Genomic DNA, 26,173 nt, shown 5'->3' with positions numbered 1-26,173 from the left:
GTCAATTGATCCCGTCATTCAATCGCGAATGAAATTTCCCCACCCCTCTTGCGGGGTAAAAAAATCGGCATAAGATCGCCTCGTCCGGTATAAAGATCACATGTACGATATATTGGACATAGATGGCAAACCGTCAAGGTTGCCGCACAAAAAAGGGGATCGACATGAAGAATTTTGAAAACAGCATTTCCGCTTCGCTGCGCCGCCGCCTCCTCGCGGGCGCTGCCGCAGCAGCCACCCTCCTGGTCTTTTCCACCGGCACTGCCTCGGCCGCTGCCAATTGCATCAAGGGCGACAGAAAAGCGCCCTATACGATCGGCTGGGCGAACATCTACTCCGTGCCGACCTGGATGAAACAGACCGAAGGCACCATTACCGCTGAAGTGGAGGAGCTGAAGAAGGCCGGCCTCGTCAAGGACCTGATGATCACTGACGCGCAGGGCAACGCCCAGACGCAGATCCAGCATATCCAGTCGATGATCGACGCCAATGTCGACGCCATCGTCGTCATCGCCGGCTCCTCCAACGCGCTCGACCGCGTCATATCGGATGCCTGCGACAAGGGCATCGCCGTGGTCAATTTCGACAGCTTGGTCAACACCGACAAGGTGACGGCGAAGATCAATACCGATTCCAGCGAATGGGGTGCGACCGCTGCCAAGTGGATGGTCAGCCAGCTCGGTGGCAAGGGCAAGATTATCATCATGAACGGCCCGGCCGGCATCTCGGTCAGCGACGACCGCCGCAAGGGCGCCCAGCCGGTCCTCGATGCCAATCCAGGTCTCAAGGTGATCACCGAGACGAACACCGAATATAACGTCGCGCCGGCACAGGAAGCGATGACCAGCCTGCTCTTCGCCAATCCCGAAATCGACGGCGTGCTGTCGCTCGGCGGCGCGCTGTCTGCCGGCTCCGTCCTCGCCTTCGAGCGCCAGGGCCGCGACCAGGTGCCGACCACAGGTGAAAATGCAAGGCAGTTCCTGGAACTCTGGAAGGAGAAGAGCCTGAAAGGCTGGGCGACGATGCAGCCCAACTGGCTCGGCGCCCTTTCCGTCTACACTGCGGTGCAGGCGCTGCAAGGCAAGAACGTGCCGGCCTTCGTCAAGGTGCCGCTGCCTGTCATCGACGACAGCACGATCGGCAGCTACCTCGCACGGGCCGACAAGTTCCCGGCCGACGGCTATATCTACTCGGATTACGACAAGGCGCTGTTCGACAAGCTGCTTGCCAAGTAATCCGCGGTTGGGGGACGCCGTCATGACGGAAGAAGCGCCCCTGCTGGACGCCCGGCAGGTGTTCAAGGGATTTTTCGGCAATCCCGTTTTGAAGGGCGTCGACATCGCCCTTCTGCCGGGCAGGGTTCACGCCCTGCTCGGTGAAAACGGCGCCGGCAAGTCGACGCTGATCAATCTCCTGTCCGGCTCCCTCCAGCCCGACGGCGGGTCCATCCTCGTCGACGGCAGGCCGGTCGGGCGTTTCAGCCCGGCGGCGGCGCGCGCGGCCGGCATCGCTGTCGTGCAACAGGAGCTGAGCCTCACGGCCAACCTGTCGATTGCCGAAAACATCGGGATCGGCGCGTTTCCGCGCCGGTTCGGTCTCATCGATTACGGAGCGCTTCATCGCGGCGTGCAAGAGGTTTGCGACCTGGTCGGGCTGACAGAACCGCTCGACGTGCCGGTTGCCGATCTCGCGCTCGGCCGCCGTCAGATGGTGGAGATCGCTAAGGCGCTGTTCCGCAAGCCGCGTGTGCTTATTCTGGATGAACCGACCTCGTCGCTCTCCGCGCATGAAGCCGGCATTCTTGCCCAGCTGATCGAGACGCTCAAGGGTCGCGGCACGGCACTTCTCTATATTTCCCACCGCCTCAACGAGGTGCAGGCGCTCTGCTCGCATGTCACCGTGCTGAAGGACGGCGGCGTAACGGCCGACCAGTCGCTGTCCGGCATCGACGGCGAGGGTCTGGTGCGCCTGATGGTTGGTCGCGAAACCGGCGACCTGTTTCCGCCGCGCCCGGCCGCGGTACCCGGTGCGATGCGCATCAGCGTCGAAGGTTTTTCGGCCGGCATCGTGCGTGACATTGGTTTCTCCGCTCGCGTCGGCGAGATCGTCGGCATCGGCGGGCTTGTCGGGCAGGGTCAAGAAGACCTGCTGCTCGGCCTCTATGGCGCGATTCCAGCCTCGGCGACCCGGGCGGAGGTAGCGGGCAATCCCCACCTGCCCGCCCATGTCGGCGCGGCGAATGCGGCTGGTATCGTCTACGTCCCGGCGGACCGCAAGCACGAGGGACTGGTGCTGCCGCATTCGATCGCCTCCAATCTCATCCTGCCTTCGCTCGGGCGGCTTGCCCGCAAGGGGCTGCGCGACGCGAAGGCGGAAAACGGCCTGGTCGCCGATCTCGCGCGCCGGCTGACGATCAAGGGCGATGCGGCCCGGCCGGTGCAGGCGCTTTCCGGCGGCAACCAGCAGAAGGTGGCGCTCGCCAAATGGCTGCCGCTCGATCCGTCTGTGCTGCTCCTCAACGATCCGACGCGCGGCGTCGACATCGAGACCAAACGTGAGATCTACCTGATGCTGCGCGCCTTCGCCGCCGAGGGGCGGCTCGTCATTCTGGCCAGTTCCGATACGCCGGAACTCGTGCATCTCTGCGACCGTGTCGTGGTCCTGCGCGAGGGGCGCGTCGCGGCGACGCTGTCAAAAGATCGGATCAGCGAAGGAGCGATCGTCGGCGCGGCCATGGGCGTGACGACCACGACGCAGGGAGAGGCGGCATGAATACAATTTCGGCATCCCGTCTCTACGGCGCGATCCAACTCCGCCGCAACCGCGGCCTCGCCGGCCTCTATCTGGTCGTCGCTGCCTTTCTCATCCTCTATGCGCTGCTCTTTCCCGGCATCCTTTCCATCGGCGGCTTTTCGAAGTTCACGCAGAACTGGTTTCCGCTCGCGCTGGTCACCATGGCGCAGGCGCTGCTGATGCTGAATGGCGGCATCACGCTGGCGATCGGGCCGCTGGTCAGTCTCGGCGCGGTGATCGCCGCGACGACGATGGAAGGGCCGCTCGGTGTGCCCGGCGGCATTGTCGCGGTCGCCGTCGCCGGCCTATTGATCGGCGCCGTCACCGGCGCCATCGTGACACATCTGAGATTGCCGGCGATCATCGTCACGCTGGCCGGCTCCTTCATCATCGGCGGCGTCGCGCTCATCCTGCTGCCGCGGCCGGGCGGATTCATTCCCGATTGGCTGTCGACGGTGCTTGCCGGCCATACGCCCGTCGCCTTCCTGCTGCTCGTCGTCATCCTCATACTCTGGAAAGCCTTTCTGGCAACGCCGCTCGGCCTCGGCATCTATGCGGCCGGCGACAACCCGGTCGGCGCATTCCGCTCCGGCGTGCCGGTCGAACGGGTGAAGGTCGCAGCCTTCGCGCTCTCCGGCCTTCTTGCTGCTCTCACCGGTCTCTTCGTTGCGGCGCAGACCGGCTCGGGCGATCCCATCATCGGCACGCCCTTCACGCTGAACTCGATCGCCGCCGCCGTGCTCGGCGGCGTGGGTTTCCTCGGCGGCAAGGGCACGATGCGCGGCGCGATCTGCGGCAGCCTGCTGCTCTCGGTGATGATCAACGTGATGTTCTTCCTGGGCTTTCCGCCCGTCGCGCAATATGTCGCGCAAGGCTTGATCATCGTCGGCGCAGTCGCCGTTCCGGAACTTCTTGGAGTATGGAGGGCAAGACGATGAACATCATCCGGTCTGCGTTCCGCAATCCGCCGCTCCTGACCTTTCTTCTGGTCGCGCTCGTCTGGATCGTTGCAAGCTTCACGCTTTGCGGTTTCGGCGCCTACGGCCATCTGCGTTATCTGCTGGAGCTTGCCGCGGTGATCGGCATCGTCGCTGCCGGCCAGACGCTCGTCATCCTGATGGGCGGCATCGATCTTTCCGTCGGTGCTGTCATCACCGTCACGGCGATCCTGCTGCCGCTGATTTCGCCCGCCTGGGATCCAACCGGCCTTGCCGGCATCGCGGCGGCCCTTGCCATCGCCACCGGCATCGGCCTGATGAACGGCGCGGGGGCCGCCTATCTTCGTGTGCCGCCGATCATCATGACGCTCGCGATGGCGACCTTCCTGCAGGGCCTGCTCGTCATCGTCGCCGGCGGCAGCGCCGTCACCGTCAGCAATCCGGCGGTCATTCTGCTCGGGCAGGCGCGGCCGTTCGGCATCCCCTCGGGCATCCTGCTGTGGCTCGTCGTCTCGGTCGTCGTCCTGCTGCTCATTCATCGCATGCCGATCGGCGCACGGTTTCTGGCGCTCGGGGCGAACCCGCTCGCCGCCCGGCTTTCCGGCGTCAGCGTCACCCTCAACACGCTGATCGTCCATACTCTGTCCGGCTTTTTCGCCGGGCTTGCCGGCATTCTCGTGCTGGGCATGAACCGGCAAGGTTATGTCGGCATCGGCGATCCCTATCTGCTGACGTCGATCGCCGCCGTCGTGCTCGGCGGCACCTCCATCCTCGGCGGCCGCGGCACCTATGCCGGCACGATACCGGGGGCGATCCTGCTCGTCACCACGACGGCGCTGATCACCGTCGTCAACGCCTCCCCCGGCTGGCGGTCTATCATGTTCGGCACGCTGATCCTCGCCCTTCTGCTCGTGTCCGGCCGTGAGGCACGCAGATGACGGCGCGCTACGACGGGCCGGTGATCGATCCGCACCACCATCTCTGGGACCTCAGCCTGCAGCGCCACCCCTGGCTTCAGAAGGCGCGGGCTTCCGGCGAAGAGATGGTTTTCGGGAGCCTCGCGCCGATCCTGCGCGACTACGGCATCGATGATTATCGTGCCGATGCCGGGCGTCAGAACGTCATTGCAACCGTGCATGTGGAGGCTGGCTGGTCCGATGCGCATCCGTTGGAAGAGAGCCGCTGGCTGGAGGGTCTCGACCGCAGCTCCGGCGTGGCGAAGCGTTATATCGCACGGGTTCCCCTCGACGGGCCGGACGCCGCGCGCCTGCTCGAAGCGGAAGCGGCGAGCCCTTATGTCGTCGGCATCCGCGATATTCTGAGTTGGCATTCGGAGCCGGCGAAGAGTTTTGCTCTGCGCGCAGATCGCATGGCCGATCCCGCTTGGCGGGCGGGGCTTGCTCACGCTTCACAGTTGGGGCTGGTCTTCGAGCTGATGCTCTACCCGTGGCAGATGGATCAGGCCCTCGAGCTGGTGCGCGATTTTCCGCAAACGCTGTTCGTGCTCAACCACGGCGGCAGCCCCGCCGACCGATCGGAGGACGGCATGGCGCTCTGGCGTCACGGCCTGCGAGCGCTCGGCAAAGAGCCGAACGTGCGGTTAAAGATCTCCGACCTCGTCGCCTACGACAATGACTGGACGCTCGAAAGCCTGCGGCCGGTGATCGAGCACTGCTTCGATTGTTTCGGCCCTGAACGTTCGATGTTCGCCAGCGACTTTCCGGTCGCGGGCCTGCACGCCTCATTCGACGAGGTCTATCAGGTTTTCCGCACGGTCGCCGCGCAACTTTCTCCCGACGAGCAGCGCGATCTGTTCTTTGCCACCGCCAACGACACCTATCGCCTCGGTTTGGGCGATCCGGCCGAGATCGGGCGAGGCCGCCATGTCTGACCTTCATGCCACGACGGAAAACCGGCTGATCGACGACCGGGTTCGCGGCTTTCCGCCGGACAACCCTCCGCTTTCGCCTGCTGCAATCGGAACGCAGGGGTGGAAGCCCTATGACGGCAGGATGGCCCTGCCGCTGATCTCGCTCGACCGCCGGGCCTTCACCGGCAATGTCGAACTGATGATGGCCTATGTGAAAAGCCATGGCGCCGACATCGCGCCGCACGCCAAGACCCCGATGTCGACGGTGCTGGCAGACGCGCTTCTTTCGGCAGGCGCCTGGGGCACGACCGTTGCCGATATCCGCCAGGCAGCCGTCCTGCTCAAGGCGGGACAACGCCGGCTGATCCTCGCCAACGAGATCGGTGGGATCGCCGCTGCTCGCCGGCTTGCTGCCCTGCTCGGCCACTATCCGGATGCGGAATTCCATATCTTCGTGGATTCGACAACGCTCGTCGAGGCGCTTCGCTCCGCATGGCGTGAGCGCGCAGATCTGCCGCCTCTCGGCCTATTGGTTGAGTTCGGCGCCGGCCGCGCCGGTCTTCGAAGCGCCGCCGCTGCCGAGGCAATCCTCGATGCGATCCTGGCCATTGAGACGCCGGCCTTCCGGCTCACCGGCATCGCCGCCTATGAAGGTGCGGCCGCGACCGCCAATGCCGACGAGACGATGCACCGCATCGGCGCGCTGATGGCCCTGACCGCCGAATTCCTGCCGAAGATACGCGCCCGCATCGGCAAGGAGCGGCCGCTTCTCGTCACATCAGGCGGTTCGGTGTTTTTCGACATCGTGGTGGCCCGGCTTTCAGCCGCCGTCGCAGCCGATCCCGCCTGCCGGCTGGTGCTGCGCAGCGGCGCGATCTTCTTCCACGATCACGGCATCTACGAGCGTGGCCTTGCCGGCCTCGACGCGCGCGGCGGTTTGCGTATCGGCGGCGAGACGGTTTCGGCGGCGGCCGGTTTCCGTCCGGCGCTGCGCGTCTGGGCCGAGGTTCTGTCGCGGCCGGAGCCGCAGCTTGCGATCTGCGGCATGGGCATGCGCGACGTGGCAATGGACCAGGGCCTGCCGCGGCCGCTGGCGCTCTATCGCCATGGCGCCCGCCTTACCGATTTGGGAAGTGCCGACGTTATCCGGCTCAACGATCAACATGCCTTCGTCACGCTCGCCGATGGCAGTGATATCGCGGTCGGCGACGTCATCGAGTTCGGCATCTCGCATCCCTGCACCTGCCTTGACCGGCATGCAATCCTGTATGGCCTCGACCCGGATCATTCGGTGACGGCGGCCTATCTGACCAGCTTCGGCTGAATTCTCCCTGCAAAGCCAAGAAAAGGAAAACCCGCATGATCCAGCGTTACCAGAAAGGTTCGCGCATGAGCCAAGCCGTCAGCTATGGCGGTCTCGTCTATATTGCCGGTCAGGTCGCGGAAAATCGCAAGGCTGATATCGAGGAGCAGACCCGCGACGTGCTCGGCAAGATCGACGCCCTTCTGAAGGAAGCCGGTATCGACCGCTCGCGTCTCCTCGCTGTCAATGTCTTCCTGCCGGCGATTACCGATTTCGAGGCGATGAACGGCGTTTATGACAGCTGGATCGACATGGAAAACCCGCCGGCCCGCGCCTGCGTCGAGGCGCGCCTCGCCGATCCGGATCTGCGCGTCGAAATGACCGCGGTCGCGGCGCTATAATTGCACGGCAACCGCCCGCACTGGAGACTTCATGCACAGCGGCCTCGTCAATCCGATCGACTTTTCGCGCGAGGGCCGACAGGCTGGCCATCTCGCCATTCCCTATTCGATCGATCGTTCGCCCTATTATCAGATCCGCATTCCGATCCTCCGTCTCAGAAATGGTGAGGGACCGTCTTTGCTGCTGATGGCCGGTAATCATGGCGACGAATACGAGGGCGAACTCCAGCTCGCCCGGCTGATCCGCCTGCTTGAAGTTACTCAGATCCGCGGTGCCGTCACCATCCTGCCGATGGCGAACCTGCCGGCGGTGATGGCGGCCAAACGCTGCTCGCCCTTCGACGGCGGCAACCTCAACCGGGCCTTTCCCGGCGATCCCTTGGGGTTGCCGACGGCGCGGCTGGCGCATTTCCTCGAACACGAACTCTTTCCGCGCCACGACGTCATGCTCGACCTGCACTCGGGCGGCACGTCGATGGCGCACCTGCCCTGCACGCTGATCGAGCGGCAGGCCGACGCCGCCCGCTTCGAGCGATCCGTCTCGCTGATGCGGGCGATCGGAGCATCGCATGCCTTCATCGCCGACAACGGGCCGGCGGCGCCGACATCGATGGGGGCTGCGGCACGGGTGGGGACTGTCGGTCTTTCCGGCGAGTTCGGCGGTGGCGGGACCGTGACGCCTGCGACGATGGCCTTCACCGCGGCAGCGATCGACCGGTTGCTCCTCACGCTCCGTATCGTCAAACACCCGATCCTGTCGCGAGCGACCCTCGCCGAACCGGGGCCGTTGCAGCTTCTCTCGCTGTCCCGGCACAGCCAGGGCATCTATGCCAACCGCAGAGGCTGGTTCGAACCGGCCGTCACGCTTGAAGCCACCGTTTCTGCCGGCGATCTGGCCGGATGGTATCACGATCTGGAACGGCTGGAGCAGCCGGAGGAAGAGCTCCGCTTTGCCGAGAGCGGCATCGTCATTTCCCAGCGTCTGCATTGCGACAGCCAGGCCGGCGACTGTTTAATCCAGGTCGCCGAACCCATTGCAGCTTAGGTGATGGCGGCGACGGCCGCCTTGACCCAGTCGAGACGCTTTGCGGGGATGAGGCCGTAATTGTAGAAGTTCACGCCGTCGGCACCGGCATCAACGGCCGCCTTGGAGCGGGCCGCCAGCACAGCGGCTTCACCGACCTCGGGATAGAAGACGCGCAGGCCGACCCCGAGGAACTTTTCCGATCCAAGGGCTGCCCGGCCGGTGCGGATGACATCGCCGATCGAATCCGGCTCCATGTCGTAGCAGCAGAGGATCGCCCCGTCGCAGAGCCTGCCGACGGCTGCGAGATCGACGCCGCCGAGCCAGCCATCCTTCAGGTCGATGAGCACGATGCGTGTCGCCGGATCGGCTGCCGCCTTGATCTCGCCGATCAGGCTGGTCACCGGTTCGCTGCGCCAGGCAAGAAAGGCATGCAGATCGGGGTGGTCGCGGAAGGCGTCGTTGCCCGCTGCCGGAAAGTCCGGGAACTGCCGCTCCGGGACAGCCCTTTCGCAGAGTTCGGTGATGAAGCGCTTGACCGATCGGCGCGCGCCTTCGACCGGTACGCCGGCCTTGGTGGCGCGCGCCGTGCAATGGTCGCAGAAGCAGAGCGACAGCAGGAAATCGTCTTCGGCGTTCAGGCCGACACCATCTTTTTCGTGATGGTATTCATGCGCGAAACCCATGAAGTTCGGGCTTTCGAGTTCCACCATGTCCGGCCGGTAGTTCGTCGTGATGTCGCGCACGAGAGTGACGGCATAGGCACGCGCCGCCGGGCTGGAGGGGCAAAGGTTGTAATAGTTGGGATTGCCGAAGGCGTTCTGCGTCGCGTGGTCGGGGTGCAGCATGCCGAGGCGGCTATTATGGAGGCAGACCGTCCAGCAGGAGACCTTGAGACCGGTTGTCTCACGCTCCCTGACGAGCGCTTCCAGCATGTCGCCGCGCTCGGCTACATTCCTGGCCATCAACGGCCGGATCACCTTGTCCTGCCACAGGCTTTCATCCGGCCGGAAATAAACCGTCCCGTCCTCGGGAAAATAGGCCTTCTGTTGCGGGCTGCGCGGCTGGAGAAAGCGGCCGGCATGATAAGAGGTCGCAAGGCTGACCGTATTGAGGCCGGCCCGGTTGCGAAGCTCGGCGGCAATCGTGTCGACCCCCTGATCATGGATATCCCAGGGGTAAGTCCACATGGAAAGATGCATGGCGCGCTCCCAAATCTGTCCACTTTATAGAACACGTGTCCATAATAGTGTCCAGGCTGATCTTTGGGTGCAGGCCTTCGGCGCTCCCGCCGTGCATCAAATATCCACGACAAGGCCCTTGGCTTTCAGCACCGCGTCGAGATTGCTGACCTCGATGACCGACTTGCCCTCTTTGTACGCGGCGATATAGCCGGCTTCGGCGTCTTCGCGGGCCTGCGAGAGCCGGGCGGCTTCCCGCGCTTCCTGCCTGCGCACGACCACCAGTCCGTCGGCATCGCCGACGATGATGTCGCCGGGATTGATGGTTTCGCCGCCGACGATGATTGGGTCGTTCACCGCCGCAATAGTTTCCTTCACCGTGCCCTTGATGCAGACGCTGAGCGAGAAGACCGGGAAACCGAGTTCCCGCAGTTGCAGCGTGTCGCGCACGCCGGTGTCGGTGACGAGACCGCCGATGCCCTTCGCCAGGCAGGCATTGGCGAGCACATCGCCGAAGGATCCGGCCTCCTCGTATTCCCCTGCCGATACGACGATGATATCGCCGGGCTTTGCGTAGTTGATGGCAAGCTGCAGCATGATGTTGTCGCGCGGCGCACATTTCACCGTAAAGGCCGGGCCGCACAGTTTCATGCGGTAGTCGACGGGCTTGAGGCGGGAGGAAAGCGCGCCGCGGCGTCCCTGGGCTTCGTGGATCGTCGCCGGCGAAAACTTGGAAACGGCGTCTATATCGGCTTTATCAGGCCGCTCAGTGATATCTTTTATATGGATCATGGATGCCTCACATCGTTGGTGACGGCGGGCATGCCCCGCCGTCGGATTTCGTTTGGAAATCGTCACTTGAGGACGTTGAGGCCGGGAGGCCTCACGGGATCGGGTCGAACTTCAGCTCGGAGAGCGGCACGACCTTATCGGTGCGGGTCATCTTGTATTCGGTATCCGGGCCGAGCCACTTGTCCCAGATCTTGTTGATCTCGCCCGCTGCGTCGAGCTTGTGAAGGATTTCGTTGACCTTGGCGGTCAGCGCCGGCTGATCCTTGGCCATGCCGATGCCGATCGGCTGGTAAAGCATCGGCTCCTCGATCATCCGCATTTCCTTGCCCTTGCTCTTCGATTCATTGACGAACTTGGTCGTCGTCATGGTGTTTGCCACCATGCCGCGGGCCTTGCCCTGCTGGACGGCGAGATAGGCCGAGGCTGTATCCTGGAATGTCAGCGGGTCGGATTTGTTAAGCTTGATCGACATTTCCGAGGTCGAACCCTTGGTCGAAGCGAGGCGCTGGCCTGCATAATCGGCCTTCTTCTTGCCGGCATCGTCGGCCGGCACGATCAGCATCTCCTTTGCGAGATAATAGGGATCGCTGAACTGGATCTGCTCGGCGCGGCTCACCGTATAGGCGAGGTTTGCAACGGTGATGTCGACGCGGCCGAGCTTGACCTCGGGCACGCGGGCTTCGACCGAAACCGGCTTGATTTCAGCCTTGACGCCCAATTCCTTGGCGATGGCGCCGCAGAGATCGACGTCGAAACCGGCCATTTCGCGGGTCTTCGGATCCGGCGAAGCGAAGGGGGGAACGTCGGCGAAAGTCGCGCAGCGCAGGGTCTTCGCCGACATGATGGTGTCGAGCTGATCGGCTTTCGCGGGCAAGGCGGCCGCCATGCCGGCAAATGCGACGGTGAGGCTCAGGTATTTCCAGTTCATTGCTGTTCTCCTTTGTTTTTGGTCGTTGGTCTCAATGCCTGAGATCAGCGAGGAAACGCTGAGCCCGGGGATGGGTCGGATTGTTGAAGAAGTCCTCGGGAGTCGCCGTTTCGATGATCTGGCCCGCATCGATGAACCAGATCCGATCGGCGACGTCGCGCGCGAAACCCATTTCGTGGGTGACGCAGAGCATGGTCATGCCTTCGGACGCCAGGCTCTTCATGACGGCGAGCACCTCGCCGACCATTTCGGGATCGAGCGCACTCGTCGGCTCGTCGAACAGCATCACCGGCGGTTCCATGGCAAGGGCGCGGGCGATCGCCACCCGCTGCTGCTGGCCGCCGGAGAGTTGACCCGGATAGGCCCGGGCCTTGTCGGCGAGGCCGACCCGATCGAGCAGCTTGAGGGCCTTTTCGCGCGCGACATCGGGTGCCACGCCTTTCACCCGGATCGGCGACATCGATACGTTTTCGGCGACGGACAGATGCGGAAACAGGTTGAAGTTCTGGAAGACGAAGCCGATCCGGCTGCGCATCGTATTGAGTTCTCTCGCCCGCATCGAGGCGTGAATGTTTTGCCCGTCGAGCGTGATCGATCCGCTATTGATCTCCTCAAGGCGATTGATCGTGCGGATCAGCGTGGATTTTCCCGAACCGGACGGTCCGCAGATGACCACGACCTCGCCGCGCGCAACCTGCGCATCGATGTCCTTCAGGACCGGATAGTCGCCGTAGCTCTTGCAGACCTGCGAAAGCCGGATCGTCTGCGATTCCTGCGTTGAAACGGACATGGTCATAGCTGCTCCGATACGATTTTCGACGGCGTGACCAGGGCGGCGGGGACGTTGAGAAGTCCCGCACGCCGCCGCGTGATGCGCCGCTCGAGGCGATTTGCGAAGTAGGTCAGCGTCCAGCAGATGGCGAAGTAGACGATCGCCAAGATGAGGAAGACCTGGAAAGGCTGCGTCAGCAGCTGATTGTTGACCTGGCTTGCTGCAAAGGTCAGGTCCGGCACGTTGATCACGTAGCCGAGCGTCGTGTCCTTGATCGTCGACACGAAGGTGGAGAGGATGCTCGGGATCATGTTGTAGAGCGCCTGCGGCAGGATGATGTAGCGCATCGCGCCGATATGACCGTGGCCAAGCGCACGCGCCGCATCCATCTGGCCCGGTCCGAGCGCGACGATGCCCGCACGGACGACCTCGCTCAGGAACGCGCTCTGGTAGACCACGAGTGTCGTCAGCATGGTGACGAAGCTTGGCACGTCGGCGCCGGTCAGCAGCGGAACCAGGAAATAGCTCCACAGGATGAGCATCAGCAGCGGCACGCCCCTGGTGAAATAAACAAGGGCAGTGACTGGCCAGCGCAGCAGCGGCGACCGAGAGAGCCGCGCCATTGCAAATAGGATGCTGACCGGAAAGGCGAGAGCGATGCTCAGCGCCGACAGGATCAGCGTATTGGCGAGCCCGCCGAGCGGTCCGTTCGGATATTGGCCGATCAAGAGCAGCAGCCAATAGTCTCGGACGATGGCGATCATATCGTGGATCATGCGCGCGCGCTCCTGGCAGGATCCGCGCGCATCGACAGATAGGCGCCGATGCTCATGATCACGAGCGAGAAGAAGAGGTAGAGAACGGTGCCGATCAGGTAGATTTCGAAGGTCCGGAAGCTGAGGTTCTCGATTTCCTTGACCGCATGCGTCAGTTCCGACGCCCCGATGATGACGGCGAGACTGCTGTTCTTGAACAGCGAAACACTATGATTGACGAGCGGCGGCAGCGCGTTGCGCACGCCCTGCGGCATGATGACGAAACGCATCGCCGAGACATAACCGTGGCCCAGCGCCCGAGCCGCCTCCATTTGGCCGGGACCGACCGAGCGCACGCCCGAACGAAGATCTTCGCTGAAATAGGCCGCCTGGCAAAGCCCAAGCCCGATCACCGCGAAGATGGCCTCGGCATTATGGATGGCAAGCCATTTTCCCAGCCCGCTCGGCATTAGGGTGAAGATCCCGAAATACCACAGCATGAGCTGGACCAGGGTGGGGACGTTGCGGTGGTAGGATACGTAAGCGGCAACTATCGGATCGCCGAAACGAAAGGGCGACAGACGCAAACTGAGCAGCAGAACAGCCAGCGCCATCGCCAGCGACCAGGATCCGGCAAAGATGATGAAGGTCATCTCGATGCCATGCAGCAGCATGGCGGTATATTCCGGATTTCCGAGGATTGCCGAAAGGTCGAAACCGCTCACGGGGTTGGCTCCCCGGATGGATCTGTCTTTAGTTGCGGCCTTGCGGTCTGCAGGCCGCCCATGACCTGCAGCGTCGGCGTGATCTCCATATGTCCGATGTTGACGGCGACGGGGGCCGATATGGCGAAGGCGATCGCGTCGGCGATATCGGCCGCCTGCGGCAGTTCGAAACCGTCGATGAACTTTTCCCGGATGCTCGAATCATCGCCGTGGACGTGATTGAAAATATCCGTGGCGACGCGGCCGGGGCAGATTTCCGTGACCCGCACCCGCTTGCCGAAAGCGTCGATGCGCAGCTGGTTGGACAGCATGCTCACCCCTGCCTTGGTGGCGTGATAGGAAGAATTGCCGCCGAAATTATAGGCGCCGGCGATCGAGGAGATGTTGATGACGTGGCCGCGGTCCCGCGCCACCATGCCCGGCACGACCAGACGGCAGATGTGCAGGACGGCTCGCAGATTGACGTCGACGATGAGATCGATATCGCCCTCGTCGGCTTCCAGGAATTTCTTCGGCCGGTCGACGCCGGCATTGTTGACGAGGATGTCGAATTCCACCCGACGCGCGAGCTCGGCGATCGCCTCACGGTCGGTCACATCGATGGTGTGGGCGACGCAGCCTGTGCGTGTCGCCAACTGTTTCAGTGCTTCGGCACTGCGGGCAACGGCATGCACTTCGATGTTCTCTCGGCGAAGCCGCTCAACCACGGCTGCGCCGATACCGGAGGATGCGCCGGTCACCAGTGCGGTCTTGTAGTCGGAGAATGGCATTGTCGTTCCCTTGTTGTTGAAAGAGAGAGTAGCGAAGCTTCAACCCCTTGCCTAAGACCGATTATCTCTGGAGCAATAAGCAACGGTTATGGAGCCGGTGCGGTCTGCCGAAGAAGAGAAAGTGGCGATGCCGGCATTCTCTCGCGGCCTTGCCTCAGGCCGCGTCGCGTTGCAAAAGCGATGCGCGTCTGCAAACATGCCATCCGCAGATCAGCACGGTACCCCGATCCCCATGGACATCAGACGCCTCAAATCTTTCATCGTGATCGTCGACAGCGGCAGCATCACGCGAGCGGCGGATCTTTTGCATATCGCCCAGCCGGCTCTCAGCCAGCAGCTTGCGGCGCTGGAAGAGCATTTCGGCCACAAGCTGCTGATCCGCAGCCAGCAGGGCGTCAGCATGACCGATGCGGGACACGCGGTATATCGCCATGCGCAGATTATCCTTCGGCAGATGGAGCAGGCGCAGGCCGATGCATCGGCGGCCGGAAATTCGCTTGCCGGACGCGTGTCCGTCGGTCTAGTCCCGTTCAGCAGTGCGGCGACGCTCTCGGTCGACCTGCTGTCGGAGACGCGGAAACGGCATCCCGGCATTCTGCTGCATCTGACCGAAAGTGTCGGCCAGACCTATAGCCAAATGATCATGAACGGCCGGCTGGAGATGGCGCTTCTCCATGGAACCGGACCAATCAAGGGCGTGCGGTTCGAACCGATCCTCAGCGAAGAGTTTTTCCTGGTCGCCCATCGCGACTTTGCCATTGAAGCGGATGCGAAACCGGTTCCGGTCAACACTCTCGACGGAATACCGCTGCTCCTGCCCCCGGTCTATAATTTCGTCCGCCGCGCGGTCGATACCGCCTTCACCCGCACGCGCACCAATTTGAAAGTCGTGGCGGAAGTCGAAATCGTCCGCACGCTCGCCCGCGCGGTGGACGGCGGTCTCGGCGCGACGATCATGCCGAAAGCCATCGCCGACCGCATCGTCTCTGAATCGAGCGAGCCGCTGATTTGCCGGCTCGTCTCGCCCCGGATCGAGGAAACCCTTTCGCTTTGCGTTTCCGACCAGAATCCCTTGTCGGAACCGGCCCTTGCCGTCCGAGACATCCTTCTGGAGTTGACGGCGCGGCTGAAAGCCTGAGACGCAATTGCCGGTCAGCGCATGTCCTTGCAAAACTGGGCTATGCGGGCGCAACCTTCATCGAGTTTTTCCATACTTGTCGCGTAGGAAATGCGGAAGAAGGGGCTCATTCCGTAAGCCGCACCTTGCACGGTTGCGACATGGTGCTCCTCCACCAGGCCCATGACGAAGTTGACGTCGGTCTCGATCTTTCGCCCGCCCTTGCTGGTCTTGCCGATCAGCCCTGAAATATTAGGATAGATGTAGAAGGCGCCTTCGGGCCGATGGCAGCGCAGCCCTTCCACTTCCGACAATTTGGCGAGCACAAAGTCGCGTCTTTCCTTGTAGATCGCCGCACGCTCCTTCAGCAGATCCTGAGACCCGTCGAGCGCTGCGGTCGCCGCCGCCTGCGTCAGCGTCGCGATGCCGCCGCCATTTTGTCCGTTGACGTTGCTAATGGCGGAGATCAGGTCTTTCGGTCCGGCGCAAAAGCCGAGCCGCCAGCCGGTCATCGCGTAAGCCTTGGAGACACCGTTCATCGTCAGGACGCGTTCATACAGTTTCGGCTCGACCTCCGCGATCGTGCAGAACTGGAAGTCGTCATAGACCAGGTGTTCGTAGATATCATCGGTCATGATCCAGATATCGGGATGGCGCAGCATGACCTCGGCGATGGCCGCCATCTCCCCCCGCGAGCAGGCTGCTCCGGTCGGATTGTTCGGGAAATTCAGGAAGAGCCATTTGGTCCGCGGCGTGATTGCCGCTTCCAGATCCTCCGGCCGCAGCTTGAAGCCGGTCTGCTCGTGACAGGGGACCGCGACCGGCACGCCGCCGGCGAATTTGACGATGTCGGCATAGCTGACCCAGGAGGGTGTGGGGATGACGACCTCGTCACCGGGATTGCAGGTTGCCAGCATGGCATTGAAGATCACCTGCTTGCCGCCGGCCGAGACGACGATCTGGTTGGCATCGTAGTCGAGATTGTTGTCGCGCTTGAACTTCCTTGTGATGGCTGATTTGAGGGCTGGCGTCCCGTCCATCGGCGGATATTTCGTATCGCCGGCAATCGCTGCCGCATGGGCCGCCTCGATCGCGTGTGCCGGAGTGGGGAAATCCGGCTCGCCGGATGAGAGGCTGACGACCTTGATCCCTTTGGCGGCCAATTCCCTAGCACGCTGGGTCATGGTGGCGGATGCGGATATGGAGACGTTTTTCAGGCGGTCTGCAATGACGGACATCGACGTGGTCCTTCGATGAGGGATGGAAACGAGAGACCGCCCGCAGGCGATCAGGATTATGTCAGTCGGCGAGTTCGGCGGCCGGAGCGAGCGTCGCGCCCGTGGCTTCGATCTCGCCGCGGACGATGCCGGCAAGCTCCAGGGCGCCGGGCGTGTCGCTGTGGACGAGAATGGAGCGCGCCGGCATGGTGATCACGGCGCCGTCGATGGTCTCGACGTTTCGGTCGAGGAGGAATTTTCGGACGCGGGCGCGCACCGCAGCTTCATCCTTGACGACGGCGCCGGGAAGCCCGCGCGCAACCAGCCTGCCGCCGGCGTCATAGGCCCGGTCGGCAAGGAATAGCGCCAATGTCTTCAGGCGCGCGCGTTTCGCCGCCTGCTCAATTCCGCTGCCCGATGTGACGAAGACGACGAGATTGGCGTCGACGGTGGCAATCGAGTCCATCATCAGGTCGGCGAGGACAGGATCGCGGTTGACCATATTGCCCATGGCCGCATGGAAGCTGATATGGGAGACAGCGACCCGCTCGCTTCTGGCGATCGCCATCAGTGCGCCGAGCTGATAGAGCATCTGCTGGCGAAGCTCGTCTGCCTGGAACGGTATTTCGCGTCGGCCGAAGCCCAGCCGATCGGGCAGGCCGGGATGGGCGCCGATGCCGACACCGTTCAGTTTCGCAAGCCGCACCATGCGCCCCATCGTCTCGGGGTCGCCGCCGTGGAAGCCGCAGGCGATGTTGGCCGAGGAGACGATTTTCATCATCGCTTCGTCATCGCACAGCCGGTAAGGACCAAATCCTTCGCCCATGTCGGAATTCAGATCGATCTTCATCAGTTCCTCCTTTCGCCTCCCTTAAGCCATCGCCTTCAGGGCGCGCTTGACCATCCCCGATGTTTGCCTGACATCGTCGACATAGCGGGCGACGGCCTGTTCGACGGCGCGCGCTTCCGCATGCGTTGACCGGACGAACTTCAGGCGGGCGCCGATGCGGGCCTGCCCGAGCCGCCACAGATCGCACTCGATCACGCCGGCAATCTTCGGATATCCGCCGGCGGTGTTGGCATCGCTCATCTGTACGATCGGTTCGCCGCCCGGCGGAACCTGGATCACGCCGGGCACGACGCCATGGGAGCGCATTTCGATGGATGCGGTCGGCGTGATCGGCTCGCCGGACAGGCGGTAGCCCGTCCGGTCGCTGCGGGAGGAAATCCTCCAGGTCTGGCTCCAGAAGGCTTCGCCGTCGCCGGCGAAAAGATCGTGCTCGCCGGCAGGCAGACCACGGATTGGCAAGGCGCCGTCGATAGGAGCCGGAAAGACTTCACGTAGCGCCACCGCGGGCTCGACGACGGCGAGACCCGAGGCGGGCAGCATGGCGATCTCCGCATCCTCGCCGACCGCGATCCGATCGCCCTTCGTCAGAGGCCGGCCGGCATTGCCGCCGAAACCGCCGCGCAGCGACGTGCTCCGCGACCCCATGACGACTGGGATATCCAGCCCTCCTCCGACCGAAATATAGGAGCGCGCGAGCCTCGGGGGCTGCTTCAATTCAAGGACCTGTCCGGGCTCTGCCGTATAGGCGCACCATGGAAGCAGTTCCGATCCATCGAGATGCGGACCGCCGTCGGCCCCGGTCACGACAAAGACGGTGCGACGCTCGAAACACAGGCTGAACGGGAAGGTCTGCACCTCGATCACGGCCGCATTCTCATCATTGCCGGCAAGAATATTGCCGATCCTGACCGCAAGCGGGTCCATGGCGCCGCTCGCCGATACGCCGATGTCGCGATAGCCGGAACGCCCGAGATCCTGCGCCGTGTTGAACGGGCCGGTTTCCAAGATCTCGATCATAGTTCGATCCTTGCCGGCAGGAACCGCACCGTATCTCCCGGCGCCATCATGGCGGGGGTCGGCGAGGTTGGGTCGAACATCTGCAGTGATGCGAAGCCGATGGAATTCCAGCCATTAGGACCGGTCAGCATGGCGACGCCGGTCTGCATGCCGCCGATGGTCACGCAGCCCTTCGGCATCTTCAGCGACGGCACGGTCTTTCGCGGCATATAGATGCGCGGATCGAGGCCATGCAGATAGCCGAAACCGGGCGCGCTGCCCAGGGCGAAGACACGGTAGGTCGCTTCATGATGGATGCGGACGACTTCGTGGTCGCTCAAGCCGGAGAGATCGCAAAGGGCGGGAAGATCCGTCGCATGTTCGCCGCCGTAAGTGACGGGGATCTCGATAGTGTTGCCATCGAGATCGATGCTCTGCGCATTCTCCCATGCCTCCAGCAGCCGGGTGACCACTGCATCGGGGTCTTCGGGCGTCTCCTTGAAGATCACCAGCAGGTTGGTCATCCCGGGAATGTTTTCGGCAAGATCCGTCCAACCCTTCACCGTCTGGGACAGGGCCCAGATCCGCCGCTGCGCGATGAGGTCGAACTCGCCTGGCGCCTCGAGCAGGAAGGATCTGGCCCCGATCGAGGAAACCCGTGCCCGGCTTTGGGTGGCCGGAACGATTTCGCGCTGCGCTGCATGTCTGGATGCATGTCGGGTTGTCGTGACGATCATGATGGCAGCTCGATTTCGAACAGAGGATCGCCGAAGCCGACCAATGCGCCGGACTCAGCGAGCTCTTTGGACAAAACACCGGAATAGCCGGCGCGAAGGGGAAGCAGCACATGCCCTATCTTGATGAAGCCGAGGATATCCGCATCGGATACGGAGCGCGGCAAAGTTTGGGGCAGGACGGCGGCGGCCGGATGTTCGGCGCAGAAATGTCCTGCGATCGGCGCCTTCACGATGACAGGCGCGTGGCCTGGAGCGCGGGGTGTAGCTTCTTGTACGCCGATCCGGGCGCCGCCCTCCCCTGAAATGACGATGCGAATCTGCCCGTCCGGCCGGGAGATTTCGAGGCCCTCCACGCCGGCGGCCGTCAGCGCGTCGGCGAGGAATGCGATGGTTGCGGGATCGCTGAAATCGATGGTGCTCATGCCGCCGTCCTCCTCAGCTTCAGCCATTGCTCGAGATAGTGGATATCGGTCTCACCGCGCGCGAATGCGTGATCCTCGAACAGGGCGCGCAGGAAGGGGATATTGGTGGCGATGCCCTCGATCTCGATGCCGGCAAGCGCCTCGCACATTCTGGCCATCGCTTTCGCCCGCGTCGGTGCGTGGACGATCAGCTTGGCGATCAGCGAGTCGTAATAGGGCGAGACCCTGTAGCCGGAATGAATATGCGTATCGACGCGGATGCCTGATCCCTGCGGCAAAGCCAGATGCGTGACGACACCTGCCGACGGCAGGAAGGTGTCGGGATCCTCGGCGTTAATGCGGCATTCGAAAGAGTGGCCCTCGCAGGTGACATTGCTCTGGGCGAGATCCAGAACGTCACCCTGGGCCACCTTTATCTGCGCCTGGACGATATCAACCCCGCTGGTCAGCTCGGTGACGGGATGCTCGACCTGAAGCCGCGTGTTCATCTCGATGAAATAGAAGGCGCCATCCTCATAGAGGAATTCGAAGGTGCCGACGCCGCGGTAGCCGATCTGAAGGCAGGCCTGGACACAAGCCCTGCCGACCGGCTGGATGATCTCGGGCGCGATGCCGGGCGCCGGCGCTTCCTCAACCACTTTCTGGTGGCGGCGCTGCATCGAGCAATCCCGGTGACCCAGCCACACCGCATTGCCGTGATCGTCGCAGATGACCTGGATCTCGATGTGGCGCGGATGCTCTAAGAATTTCTCGATGTAGAGCGACGGCGAGCCGAAGGCCTTGCGCGCCTCCTCGCGGGTCAGCGCGATTGCCTCATGCAGCTGGTCGGCCTTCACCACGACGCGCATGCCGCGTCCACCGCCGCCGCCTGACGCCTTGACGATGACGGGATAGCCGATCTCCAGCGCGATGCGCTCGATCGAGGCCGGGTCGTCGGGCAGCGCGGTATCGGGACCCGGAACACAGGGGACGCCGGCGGCCATCATTGCTCGCTTTGCCACGATCTTGTCGCCCATGGTCGCGATCGATGACGCCGTCGGGCCGATGAAGACCAGCCCGGCCCTTTCGACGGCGTCGGCGAAGGCGGCGTTTTCCGACAGAAAGCCATAACCCGGATGGATGGCGCCAGCGCCGGTCAGACGTGCCGCGAGCAGAATGGCATCCTGATTGAGATAGCTCTTGCCCGCAGTCGACGGGCCGATGCAGAGAAAACTGTCGGCAGTCTTGCCGTAGGGCGCTTGCCTGTCCGCCTCGGAGCAGATGGCGACCGTCTTCAGGCCGAGTTCGCGGCAGGCGCGTTGAATCCGGACAGCGATCTCGCCGCGATTGGCGATGAGGACGGTATCGAAACGGCGGCCTGAAGCGGCGGATTGTTCAGATGTTTCCGGCATCAGGCGATCTCCGCCAGCAGATCGCCGGTCTCAACCTCGCCATTGTCGATATCGGTCAGGTGCGTGATGCGCCCGGACCGCGGCGCGGCGATCGTGTTGAAGACCTTCATCGCTTCGATGATGAAAAGGGTCTGCCCCTCCTCCACCGCGTCGCCGATCGCGACGAACGGCGGCTCGCCGGGCGTCGGCGCCCGGTGCAGAACGCCGAAGACGGGCGCCTTCACCGCATGGGAGGTTTTCTCGACACTCGGAGGCGTATCGGAGACGAGGCTTATCGCCGATTCCGGCTTTTGCGGGGGCTCAGCAGCGTCTGCCTCTCCCGGCGACGTGCGGAAAATCCGAACCGTCACGGCCTTTTCCGTCACGGTCAGCTCGGTAATGTTCGATCGTCCGACAAAGTCGATCAGCGTCTTGATCTTCGAGAGGTCCATGTGCGTGCTCGGAATTTCAAAATTCCACCGCGCAGACCTGAAGTTTCAGATCGCCCGGCGTTATGATTTTCGTAGCACGACGTATGGCCTGATGGGGTCAGACGAAGTTTTGATGGAGCGCAATCCGCGCCCTATGGGCGAGATGTCACCGAATGCCCTGACGGCGGCCGGCGCTGGCGAGGCGAACCGAATCCATGGAAAAGCAAAGCGCTTTTAAAAGCGGCGCTTCCCTTCGAAATAAATCACACTTCATCGCACCTGCTTCGCTCGCAGGTCTGTCTGTGGGTCACATCCATTGAACGGCGCAATCGACAGACAGACTGCGCACGAGGACAGTGGCCAAAGCCGTAGACCGTCGGCTTGAATTGACGTTATCTCTCAAGAATCAGACGATAAAAAATCCTTGTATGGCGCTCTTCTGGCCATTCAATTCCGCCACAACCCACAAAGGCTGACCGGGCGGGGTTGGCTGAACGCCAAGCGCCGGCTTGGCAATGACTGGCCATACCTTGTCCGTGCTCGTGGCAGAGTCATCAGGAAGTACGTTGACGTCAACTCTATCGCTACCGTCCTTATTAGGAGAGATATATACATCCATCCCCTCACCAAAGCCTTGGCCTATAAGTGTAAAAGGCGTTCGAGCGCGTAGTGGAGCTTGCACACGCTTGGGGTCCAGACGCTCAATTTTGAGAGTAGCTTTCGCGGCCATGTTAGCCTCCCTGATTCATCCTTATCCGCAAAATTAATCACTATCGCCCGATCTGCGAGGGATGAACCCGCCTGATCTCGACATCACGCCGCCGGAGCGGGACAAGGCACCGCCCGATCTGGACAGTCCGCCGCTCGCCATTCCTCGAGGGTCAGCCGAGGCCTCGGCCGAAAGCAGGATTTGCTCAAGGGTTCCCGTTTGGGCATCCAGCCTCATCGAGAGATCGCCCTTGTCATAGATCCAGACCTTCATATCCCTGGCGAGAGCACCAATTTGGGAGCCGAGGCCCGTTCGTGCACTCGAACCTGGGGACCGAGACAATCTGTCATATTCGATGTCACCAGCGACGTTTTTCGGAGGGGGATCGTCGGGATTCGCGCCGCTGCCGTGGACAACGAAGATAGCCGGCCGGCTCAGTTCAATAAAAGCTCCCTCGAAAGAGAAAGCGTAGATTCGCGCGAGAGTCGCTTCGTCCGCGCTGAGCTGGCCCCTAAGAAAGCTGTTTCCTCCTAATGGATTTCCGATCAGAGGCTGATAAACCTCGCCTCTCAGAACAAGATCACTAAGTTCACGCCCGAACAGATATACCGCTGATACGCCGAGTAAGGTTTCATTGTCTGCCACGTCTGCCTCCATCTACCTGGTTATTGACCGATGCCTGATCTCGACAGCAGAACTTTCTCGCGAAAGGTCATCTTCGGAAGCTCCAGATAATCTATCGGCAGTAATGTCCGCGCAGAGTGGACATGACTGTGATGCTCGCCGCCTTTGAGGTGCGGGCCAGCGTGCACTTCACCGATCGCCCGTCGCCTGAAGTTTCTACTGATGATCCGTGCGAACTGACCGCCACTTTCGTCCTGATCGATCGCAAGCATCGTTCTCGCGACGTCGCCGTAGTCGAGAAAGTCGGGAGCGAGAGCCCACAAGGTTTCCGCCAGATACGTCCCGGCGATATCGCGTGCGTCGAGCAGTGCTTCGACAAAACCATCCGAGTCCTGCGCGAAAGCGCGGTCGAAAGCATGCTGCACCGGCGCCTCGGCAGCCGGATCGAACTCGGCAATATCTGCGAGGTCTTCAACCGCATGCGAGATCAAGCCGCGCGCCACGAGGCTCTCATGAAAGACGTCGACGAGGATGTCGAATATGGCGCCGGTGAGGGGTTGCGAGAGTTCGTGCTCGTCCTTCCACCCACGCGCGAACTCAGCCATCGTTCGTTTGTTGTTTGCCGACCGTATCTGGCGATGCGGCGAAAATTCCGAAAAGCGTGACAGGCGGTTTGCACGGTAGAGGTTACCGCGCGTCTCCACGAGAACATTGTCTATCACGGAGGGAAAATGCATGGCCGCGATCAGCGACACGCAGTCGGAGAAGGCCTCCTGGAAGCCAAGATATTCAGGGTACTCAGTTCCGGGACGCGGCACGCCAAGCACACTGAAGATGATCGCGTGACCCACCTCGTGGGCGATGACGTCGAAATCCAGGCTGAAGGGAAGGATGTTTCCATCCTTCTCGAACTGGCTGCCGACTTCGAGGAAGCCATAGCCGTACTGGGCATTGTCCCATTGCGGCAAAATGGAGATTTCCAGACGGTCATAATGATCACGAAAATGCCAGGTGAGCGGCTGGCCGAGATAGCGCTCCCACACATCCAGCGTGAATCGCACGCATCCAAAAACATGCGCGGCTTCGAAGCCAGACATCGCAGGTCGGAGATAGTTGAAATTGCCGCACGGGTCGGGAGTGGCGGGCGCGAGGATTTTCCCGGTCCAGGGCGGCAGATAGATGTACGGCGTTCCGAGCGGTCCGCGGTTTAAACCGTAAGGACCGGTCTTGCCGACCGGCTCCACCACGAACATGCGATCGTCGGCTGGGCCAGCTGTCAGGCTACCCAACGGAGACGAAACTTCGACAATCTCGGGCTTGGACCGAGCATCTTCAAATGGAGGCTGTACAAAAAGCCTGAACCGGGTGCCCATCCGCTCCCCCTCAAAAGACTTTTATGATTGCCAGTTTAAGTTGACGATCGGCGCTCGCAAGAATTTTAGCAAGTAATAAAATAGAATTAGAACTAGCCTTCCAAGGTGTACGAGGCGTTATTCTGACAGCTCAACCAACCTTGAATAACGCGGGTGACTGCGAATGGGATCGAGGTCGGAATCGTTCTTGAACCACAGCCGCATCTCGATGCCGACCTGAGGCATCCAGACCTCGAGCAAGTCTATCGCTCGCTCAATCTCGCCAAGCAGTGCATAAGTGCAGGCGGCATTGTACTGAATGTTGATATCGTCGGGATCCGTCGCCAGAGAGCGGGCCAACCACTCCAGGGCCTGATCGCGGACACCGAGAAAGGCCAGCGCCGTCGCTCCCAGGCAGGCAACATTGGCATTCTCCGGATGTAGCCGCAGTTCTTCCTCCGCCTTTTTCAACGCGATCCGAGCATAGCTACTTGCCTTGTCTAATTGCCCGAGCGAACGAAGGACGTTCACAAGCATGATCGGCGCACCATAATCGGCAGGCTTGATTTCCATCGCACGCTGAAAGTGCGCAGCCGCGAGTTCGAATTGACCTTCGGTGACGCAAAATTCGGCATAGTACCGATTTGCCTCGTGGCAATTTGCGTCGAGCGACAAAGCCTGCTCGAATGCAGAAACTGCCTCAGTGCGATTGCCGGCCACCGCCAACGCAAATCCCTTGGCCGCATGTGCTTCCGCCAGATTGGGATCGATAACGAGTGCCATCGTCGTATTCGCGAGAATGTCCTCCACCGAAATCTCGGCGCCGAACTGAGATCGCAGACGCGCATCGCAAACCGCGATACCGGCATAGGCGCGCGCATAATTCGGATCCAGTTCGATGGCTCGGGCGAAGCTCTGCCTGGCCATCAGATGGTTCGAGCGCGAGGCAATATGGTAGTATTCGCGCCCCCTGAGGAAGTGCGTATAAGCTTCGACGCTCTCTGTCGGCGCCAGCTCGATTGCCTCCTTTTCCTCAGGGAGCAGCTTGACCTTGAGTTGCTCGACAATTGCCTTCGTGATCTCGTCCTGCACTTCGAAGATATCGGTGAGGTCGCGATCGTAACGCGCGGCCCAGACGTGGCCGTCGCTGGCTGCGTCGATCAATTCGGCATTGATCCTCACGTGGTTGCCGGCCTTGCGGACGCTGCCCTCTACGACATAGGCAACCCCGAGTTCCCTGGCGATGCGCTGCAGGTTCTCGCTCCGGCCTTTCCATGTGAAGACAGTGTAGCGGCTCAGGACAAACAGGCCTGAAACATTCGACAGATCAGTGATGATGTCCTCGGTAATGCCGTCGCTGAAAAACTCCTGGGCGGGATCGTCGCTGATGTTGGCAAATGGCAGGATTGCCACGGATGGTTTGTTGACGGGTGCCTGCGTGTGGCCGTTTGCCGCAAGCGGCACCCCTTCACCGGAGGCGACATTGCCCCAATCGGCAAAATAGACATGCACAGGACGGGAAATGTTCTTGACGGTCTTTTCGCCCTGGTCTGCGAAATCGAGACCGAGTTTGTTTCCGACTTCGTGGCGCACAGCCGCCGAACAGGCAATACCGCCCGGAGCTGCAAGGGCTTGTAGCCGGACCGCCACATTAATGCCGTCCCCATGAAAGTCATCCGCATCGAAGACGATGTCGCCCAAATTCAAGCCTATTCGAAACGCAAAGTGCCTGTCGGCTGGAATCCCCATGTTGCGCTCCAGCATGCCGCGCTGGATATCGACTGCGCATCGTGCAGCACTGAGCACGCTGCCGAACTCGACCAGGAAACCGTCGCCCATCACCTTGATTATACGCCCGTCGTGGGTCGTGACAGCTGGTTCGAAGAGCTCGCGGCGATGCTGCCGAAGGGCATTGAGCGTCTCCTCTTCGTTTGCCTCCAGGAGACGGCTGTACCCCACCACATCGGCAGCCAGAATAGCCGTCAATCGACGCTCGACAAGCTCTGCACACATGCCCGTCTCCCCAACGTGCTGGTGGCAATACTATTCAATTCGAGAAGCTAGCCAGTAATGTTGCCGGACGATCGTATGACTGA

General features: G+C 62.0%; 28 protein-coding genes. 10 read left to right on the top strand and 18 right to left on the bottom strand.

The annotated features are described in order from the left end of the window. The first annotated feature begins 164 nt into the window (after window positions 1-164). From HJB89_RS05165 to HJB89_RS05130, 8 genes are read left to right on the top strand one after another with little or no spacing between them, the layout of a single operon-like run. A complete protein-coding gene (locus HJB89_RS05165; protein WP_207585011.1) occupies window positions 165-1,235 on the top strand; it encodes an ABC transporter substrate-binding protein in 1,071 nt (356 codons plus the stop codon). 22 nt (window positions 1,236-1,257) lie between these two features. Further along, on the top strand, window positions 1,258-2,772 hold the full coding sequence (locus HJB89_RS05160) for a sugar ABC transporter ATP-binding protein (RefSeq protein WP_221149133.1): 1,515 nt from the start codon (window positions 1,258-1,260) through the stop codon (window positions 2,770-2,772). Beyond that, on the top strand, window positions 2,769-3,731 hold the full coding sequence (locus HJB89_RS05155; protein ID WP_207585013.1) for an ABC transporter permease: 963 nt from the start codon (window positions 2,769-2,771) through the stop codon (window positions 3,729-3,731). Before HJB89_RS05160 ends, HJB89_RS05155 begins: the two co-directional genes overlap by 4 nt. Continuing rightward, entirely contained in the window at window positions 3,728-4,669 is a 942-nt protein-coding gene (locus tag HJB89_RS05150; RefSeq protein ID WP_221149131.1) for an ABC transporter permease, read from the top strand. The genes HJB89_RS05155 and HJB89_RS05150 overlap by 4 nt, the downstream gene beginning before the upstream one ends. Continuing rightward, window positions 4,666-5,622: an amidohydrolase gene (locus HJB89_RS05145; RefSeq protein WP_207585015.1), complete on the top strand. Its 957-nt coding sequence runs from the start codon at window positions 4,666-4,668 to the stop codon at window positions 5,620-5,622. The genes HJB89_RS05150 and HJB89_RS05145 overlap by 4 nt, the downstream gene beginning before the upstream one ends. Further along, a complete protein-coding gene (locus tag HJB89_RS05140) occupies window positions 5,615-6,925 on the top strand; it encodes an alanine racemase (protein ID WP_221139412.1) in 1,311 nt (436 codons plus the stop codon). Before HJB89_RS05145 ends, HJB89_RS05140 begins: the two co-directional genes overlap by 8 nt. A 35-nt stretch (window positions 6,926-6,960) precedes the next feature. After that, window positions 6,961-7,305 carry a RidA family protein gene (locus HJB89_RS05135; RefSeq protein ID WP_207585017.1) on the top strand — a complete coding sequence of 115 codons (345 nt, stop codon included), beginning with the start codon at window positions 6,961-6,963 and terminating at the stop codon, window positions 7,303-7,305. 31 nt (window positions 7,306-7,336) lie between these two features. Beyond that, window positions 7,337-8,350: a succinylglutamate desuccinylase/aspartoacylase family protein gene (locus HJB89_RS05130; RefSeq protein WP_207585018.1), complete on the top strand. Its 1,014-nt coding sequence runs from the start codon at window positions 7,337-7,339 to the stop codon at window positions 8,348-8,350. On the opposite strand, the gene HJB89_RS05125 is transcribed toward HJB89_RS05130, so the two are convergent. The 7 genes from HJB89_RS05125 to HJB89_RS05095 all read right to left on the bottom strand — a co-directional run bounded on the left by HJB89_RS05125 (window position 8,347) and on the right by HJB89_RS05095 (window position 14,252). Then, on the bottom strand, window positions 8,347-9,531 hold the full coding sequence (locus HJB89_RS05125; RefSeq protein ID WP_207585019.1) for a hypothetical protein: 1,185 nt from the start codon (window positions 9,529-9,531) through the stop codon (window positions 8,347-8,349). The two genes, HJB89_RS05130 and HJB89_RS05125, sit on opposite strands and share 4 nt — an antisense overlap. Before the next feature lie 96 nt (window positions 9,532-9,627). Then, entirely contained in the window at window positions 9,628-10,302 is a 675-nt protein-coding gene (locus HJB89_RS05120) for a 4-carboxy-4-hydroxy-2-oxoadipate aldolase/oxaloacetate decarboxylase (protein WP_207585020.1), read from the bottom strand. A gap of 91 nt (window positions 10,303-10,393) precedes the next feature. Continuing rightward, the gene (locus HJB89_RS05115; RefSeq protein WP_207585021.1) at window positions 10,394-11,230 is read right to left on the bottom strand and encodes an ABC transporter substrate-binding protein; all 837 of its coding nucleotides are present in this window, start codon (window positions 11,228-11,230) and stop codon (window positions 10,394-10,396) included. Between the two features lie 31 nt (window positions 11,231-11,261). Next, window positions 11,262-12,026, bottom strand: a complete 765-nt coding sequence (locus tag HJB89_RS05110; RefSeq protein WP_221116806.1) for an amino acid ABC transporter ATP-binding protein — start codon at window positions 12,024-12,026, stop codon at window positions 11,262-11,264. Next, the gene (locus HJB89_RS05105; protein WP_221149129.1) at window positions 12,023-12,778 is read right to left on the bottom strand and encodes an amino acid ABC transporter permease; all 756 of its coding nucleotides are present in this window, start codon (window positions 12,776-12,778) and stop codon (window positions 12,023-12,025) included. Before HJB89_RS05105 ends, HJB89_RS05110 begins: the two co-directional genes overlap by 4 nt. Next, entirely contained in the window at window positions 12,775-13,482 is a 708-nt protein-coding gene (locus tag HJB89_RS05100) for an amino acid ABC transporter permease (protein WP_221149127.1), read from the bottom strand. The genes HJB89_RS05105 and HJB89_RS05100 overlap by 4 nt, the downstream gene beginning before the upstream one ends. Beyond that, window positions 13,479-14,252, bottom strand: coding sequence for an SDR family oxidoreductase (locus HJB89_RS05095; RefSeq protein ID WP_221149125.1), 774 nt, complete (start codon window positions 14,250-14,252; stop codon window positions 13,479-13,481). Before HJB89_RS05095 ends, HJB89_RS05100 begins: the two co-directional genes overlap by 4 nt. Window positions 14,253-14,484: 232 nt before the next feature. Between HJB89_RS05095 and nac the strand changes: the two genes are divergently transcribed. After that, on the top strand, window positions 14,485-15,390 hold the full coding sequence (gene nac, locus HJB89_RS05090) for a nitrogen assimilation transcriptional regulator NAC (protein WP_221149123.1): 906 nt from the start codon (window positions 14,485-14,487) through the stop codon (window positions 15,388-15,390). Between the two features lie 14 nt (window positions 15,391-15,404). Here the strand turns inward: nac and HJB89_RS05085 are convergent, their stop codons facing one another. From HJB89_RS05085 to HJB89_RS05055, 7 genes are all read right to left on the bottom strand, one after another. Then, on the bottom strand, window positions 15,405-16,607 hold the full coding sequence (locus HJB89_RS05085; protein ID WP_221149119.1) for a pyridoxal phosphate-dependent aminotransferase: 1,203 nt from the start codon (window positions 16,605-16,607) through the stop codon (window positions 15,405-15,407). A 61-nt stretch (window positions 16,608-16,668) separates the two neighbouring features. After that, window positions 16,669-17,436: a 5-oxoprolinase subunit PxpA gene (locus HJB89_RS05080; RefSeq protein ID WP_221149117.1), complete on the bottom strand. Its 768-nt coding sequence runs from the start codon at window positions 17,434-17,436 to the stop codon at window positions 16,669-16,671. Between the two features lie 21 nt (window positions 17,437-17,457). Continuing rightward, a complete protein-coding gene (locus tag HJB89_RS05075; RefSeq protein ID WP_221149115.1) occupies window positions 17,458-18,453 on the bottom strand; it encodes a biotin-dependent carboxyltransferase family protein in 996 nt (331 codons plus the stop codon). After that, window positions 18,450-19,169 carry a 5-oxoprolinase subunit PxpB gene (gene pxpB, locus HJB89_RS05070; RefSeq protein ID WP_207585030.1) on the bottom strand — a complete coding sequence of 240 codons (720 nt, stop codon included), beginning with the start codon at window positions 19,167-19,169 and terminating at the stop codon, window positions 18,450-18,452. Before pxpB ends, HJB89_RS05075 begins: the two co-directional genes overlap by 4 nt. After that, the gene (locus HJB89_RS05065; RefSeq protein WP_221116810.1) at window positions 19,166-19,591 is read right to left on the bottom strand and encodes an acetyl-CoA carboxylase; all 426 of its coding nucleotides are present in this window, start codon (window positions 19,589-19,591) and stop codon (window positions 19,166-19,168) included. Before HJB89_RS05065 ends, pxpB begins: the two co-directional genes overlap by 4 nt. Beyond that, on the bottom strand, window positions 19,588-20,982 hold the full coding sequence (gene accC / locus HJB89_RS05060; RefSeq protein WP_221131343.1) for an acetyl-CoA carboxylase biotin carboxylase subunit: 1,395 nt from the start codon (window positions 20,980-20,982) through the stop codon (window positions 19,588-19,590). Before accC ends, HJB89_RS05065 begins: the two co-directional genes overlap by 4 nt. Continuing rightward, window positions 20,982-21,413 (bottom strand): biotin/lipoyl-containing protein, encoded by a 432-nt coding sequence (locus tag HJB89_RS05055; RefSeq protein ID WP_221116812.1) that lies wholly within the window; start codon window positions 21,411-21,413, stop codon window positions 20,982-20,984. Before HJB89_RS05055 ends, accC begins: the two co-directional genes overlap by 1 nt. On the opposite strand from HJB89_RS05055, the gene HJB89_RS05050 reads away from it, so the two are divergent. Continuing rightward, window positions 21,412-21,630, top strand: coding sequence for a hypothetical protein (locus tag HJB89_RS05050; protein ID WP_221149113.1), 219 nt, complete (start codon window positions 21,412-21,414; stop codon window positions 21,628-21,630). The genes HJB89_RS05055 and HJB89_RS05050 overlap by 2 nt on opposite strands. A gap of 168 nt (window positions 21,631-21,798) precedes the next feature. Here HJB89_RS05050 and HJB89_RS05045 read toward each other — a convergent pair whose 3' ends face one another. The 4 genes from HJB89_RS05045 to HJB89_RS05030 form a co-directional block, all read right to left on the bottom strand. Next, entirely contained in the window at window positions 21,799-22,122 is a 324-nt protein-coding gene (locus HJB89_RS05045; RefSeq protein WP_221149112.1) for a hypothetical protein, read from the bottom strand. Window positions 22,123-22,155: 33 nt separating this feature from the next. Then, window positions 22,156-22,758: a hypothetical protein gene (locus tag HJB89_RS05040; protein ID WP_221149110.1), complete on the bottom strand. Its 603-nt coding sequence runs from the start codon at window positions 22,756-22,758 to the stop codon at window positions 22,156-22,158. Between the two features lie 8 nt (window positions 22,759-22,766). Beyond that, a complete protein-coding gene (locus tag HJB89_RS05035) occupies window positions 22,767-24,098 on the bottom strand; it encodes a hypothetical protein (protein ID WP_221149108.1) in 1,332 nt (443 codons plus the stop codon). A 117-nt stretch (window positions 24,099-24,215) separates the two neighbouring features. Then, complete coding sequence (locus HJB89_RS05030) at window positions 24,216-26,090, bottom strand: adenylate/guanylate cyclase domain-containing protein (RefSeq protein WP_207585037.1); 1,875 nt, start codon at window positions 26,088-26,090, stop codon at window positions 24,216-24,218. Window positions 26,091-26,173 lie beyond the last annotated feature (83 nt).

This window comes from Rhizobium sp. NZLR8 (assembly GCF_019685025.1).
Taxonomy (GTDB): domain Bacteria; phylum Pseudomonadota; class Alphaproteobacteria; order Rhizobiales; family Rhizobiaceae; genus Rhizobium.
Note: the sequence above shows the minus strand (reverse complement) of the source record. Positions and strands in the feature narration are given on the sequence as shown.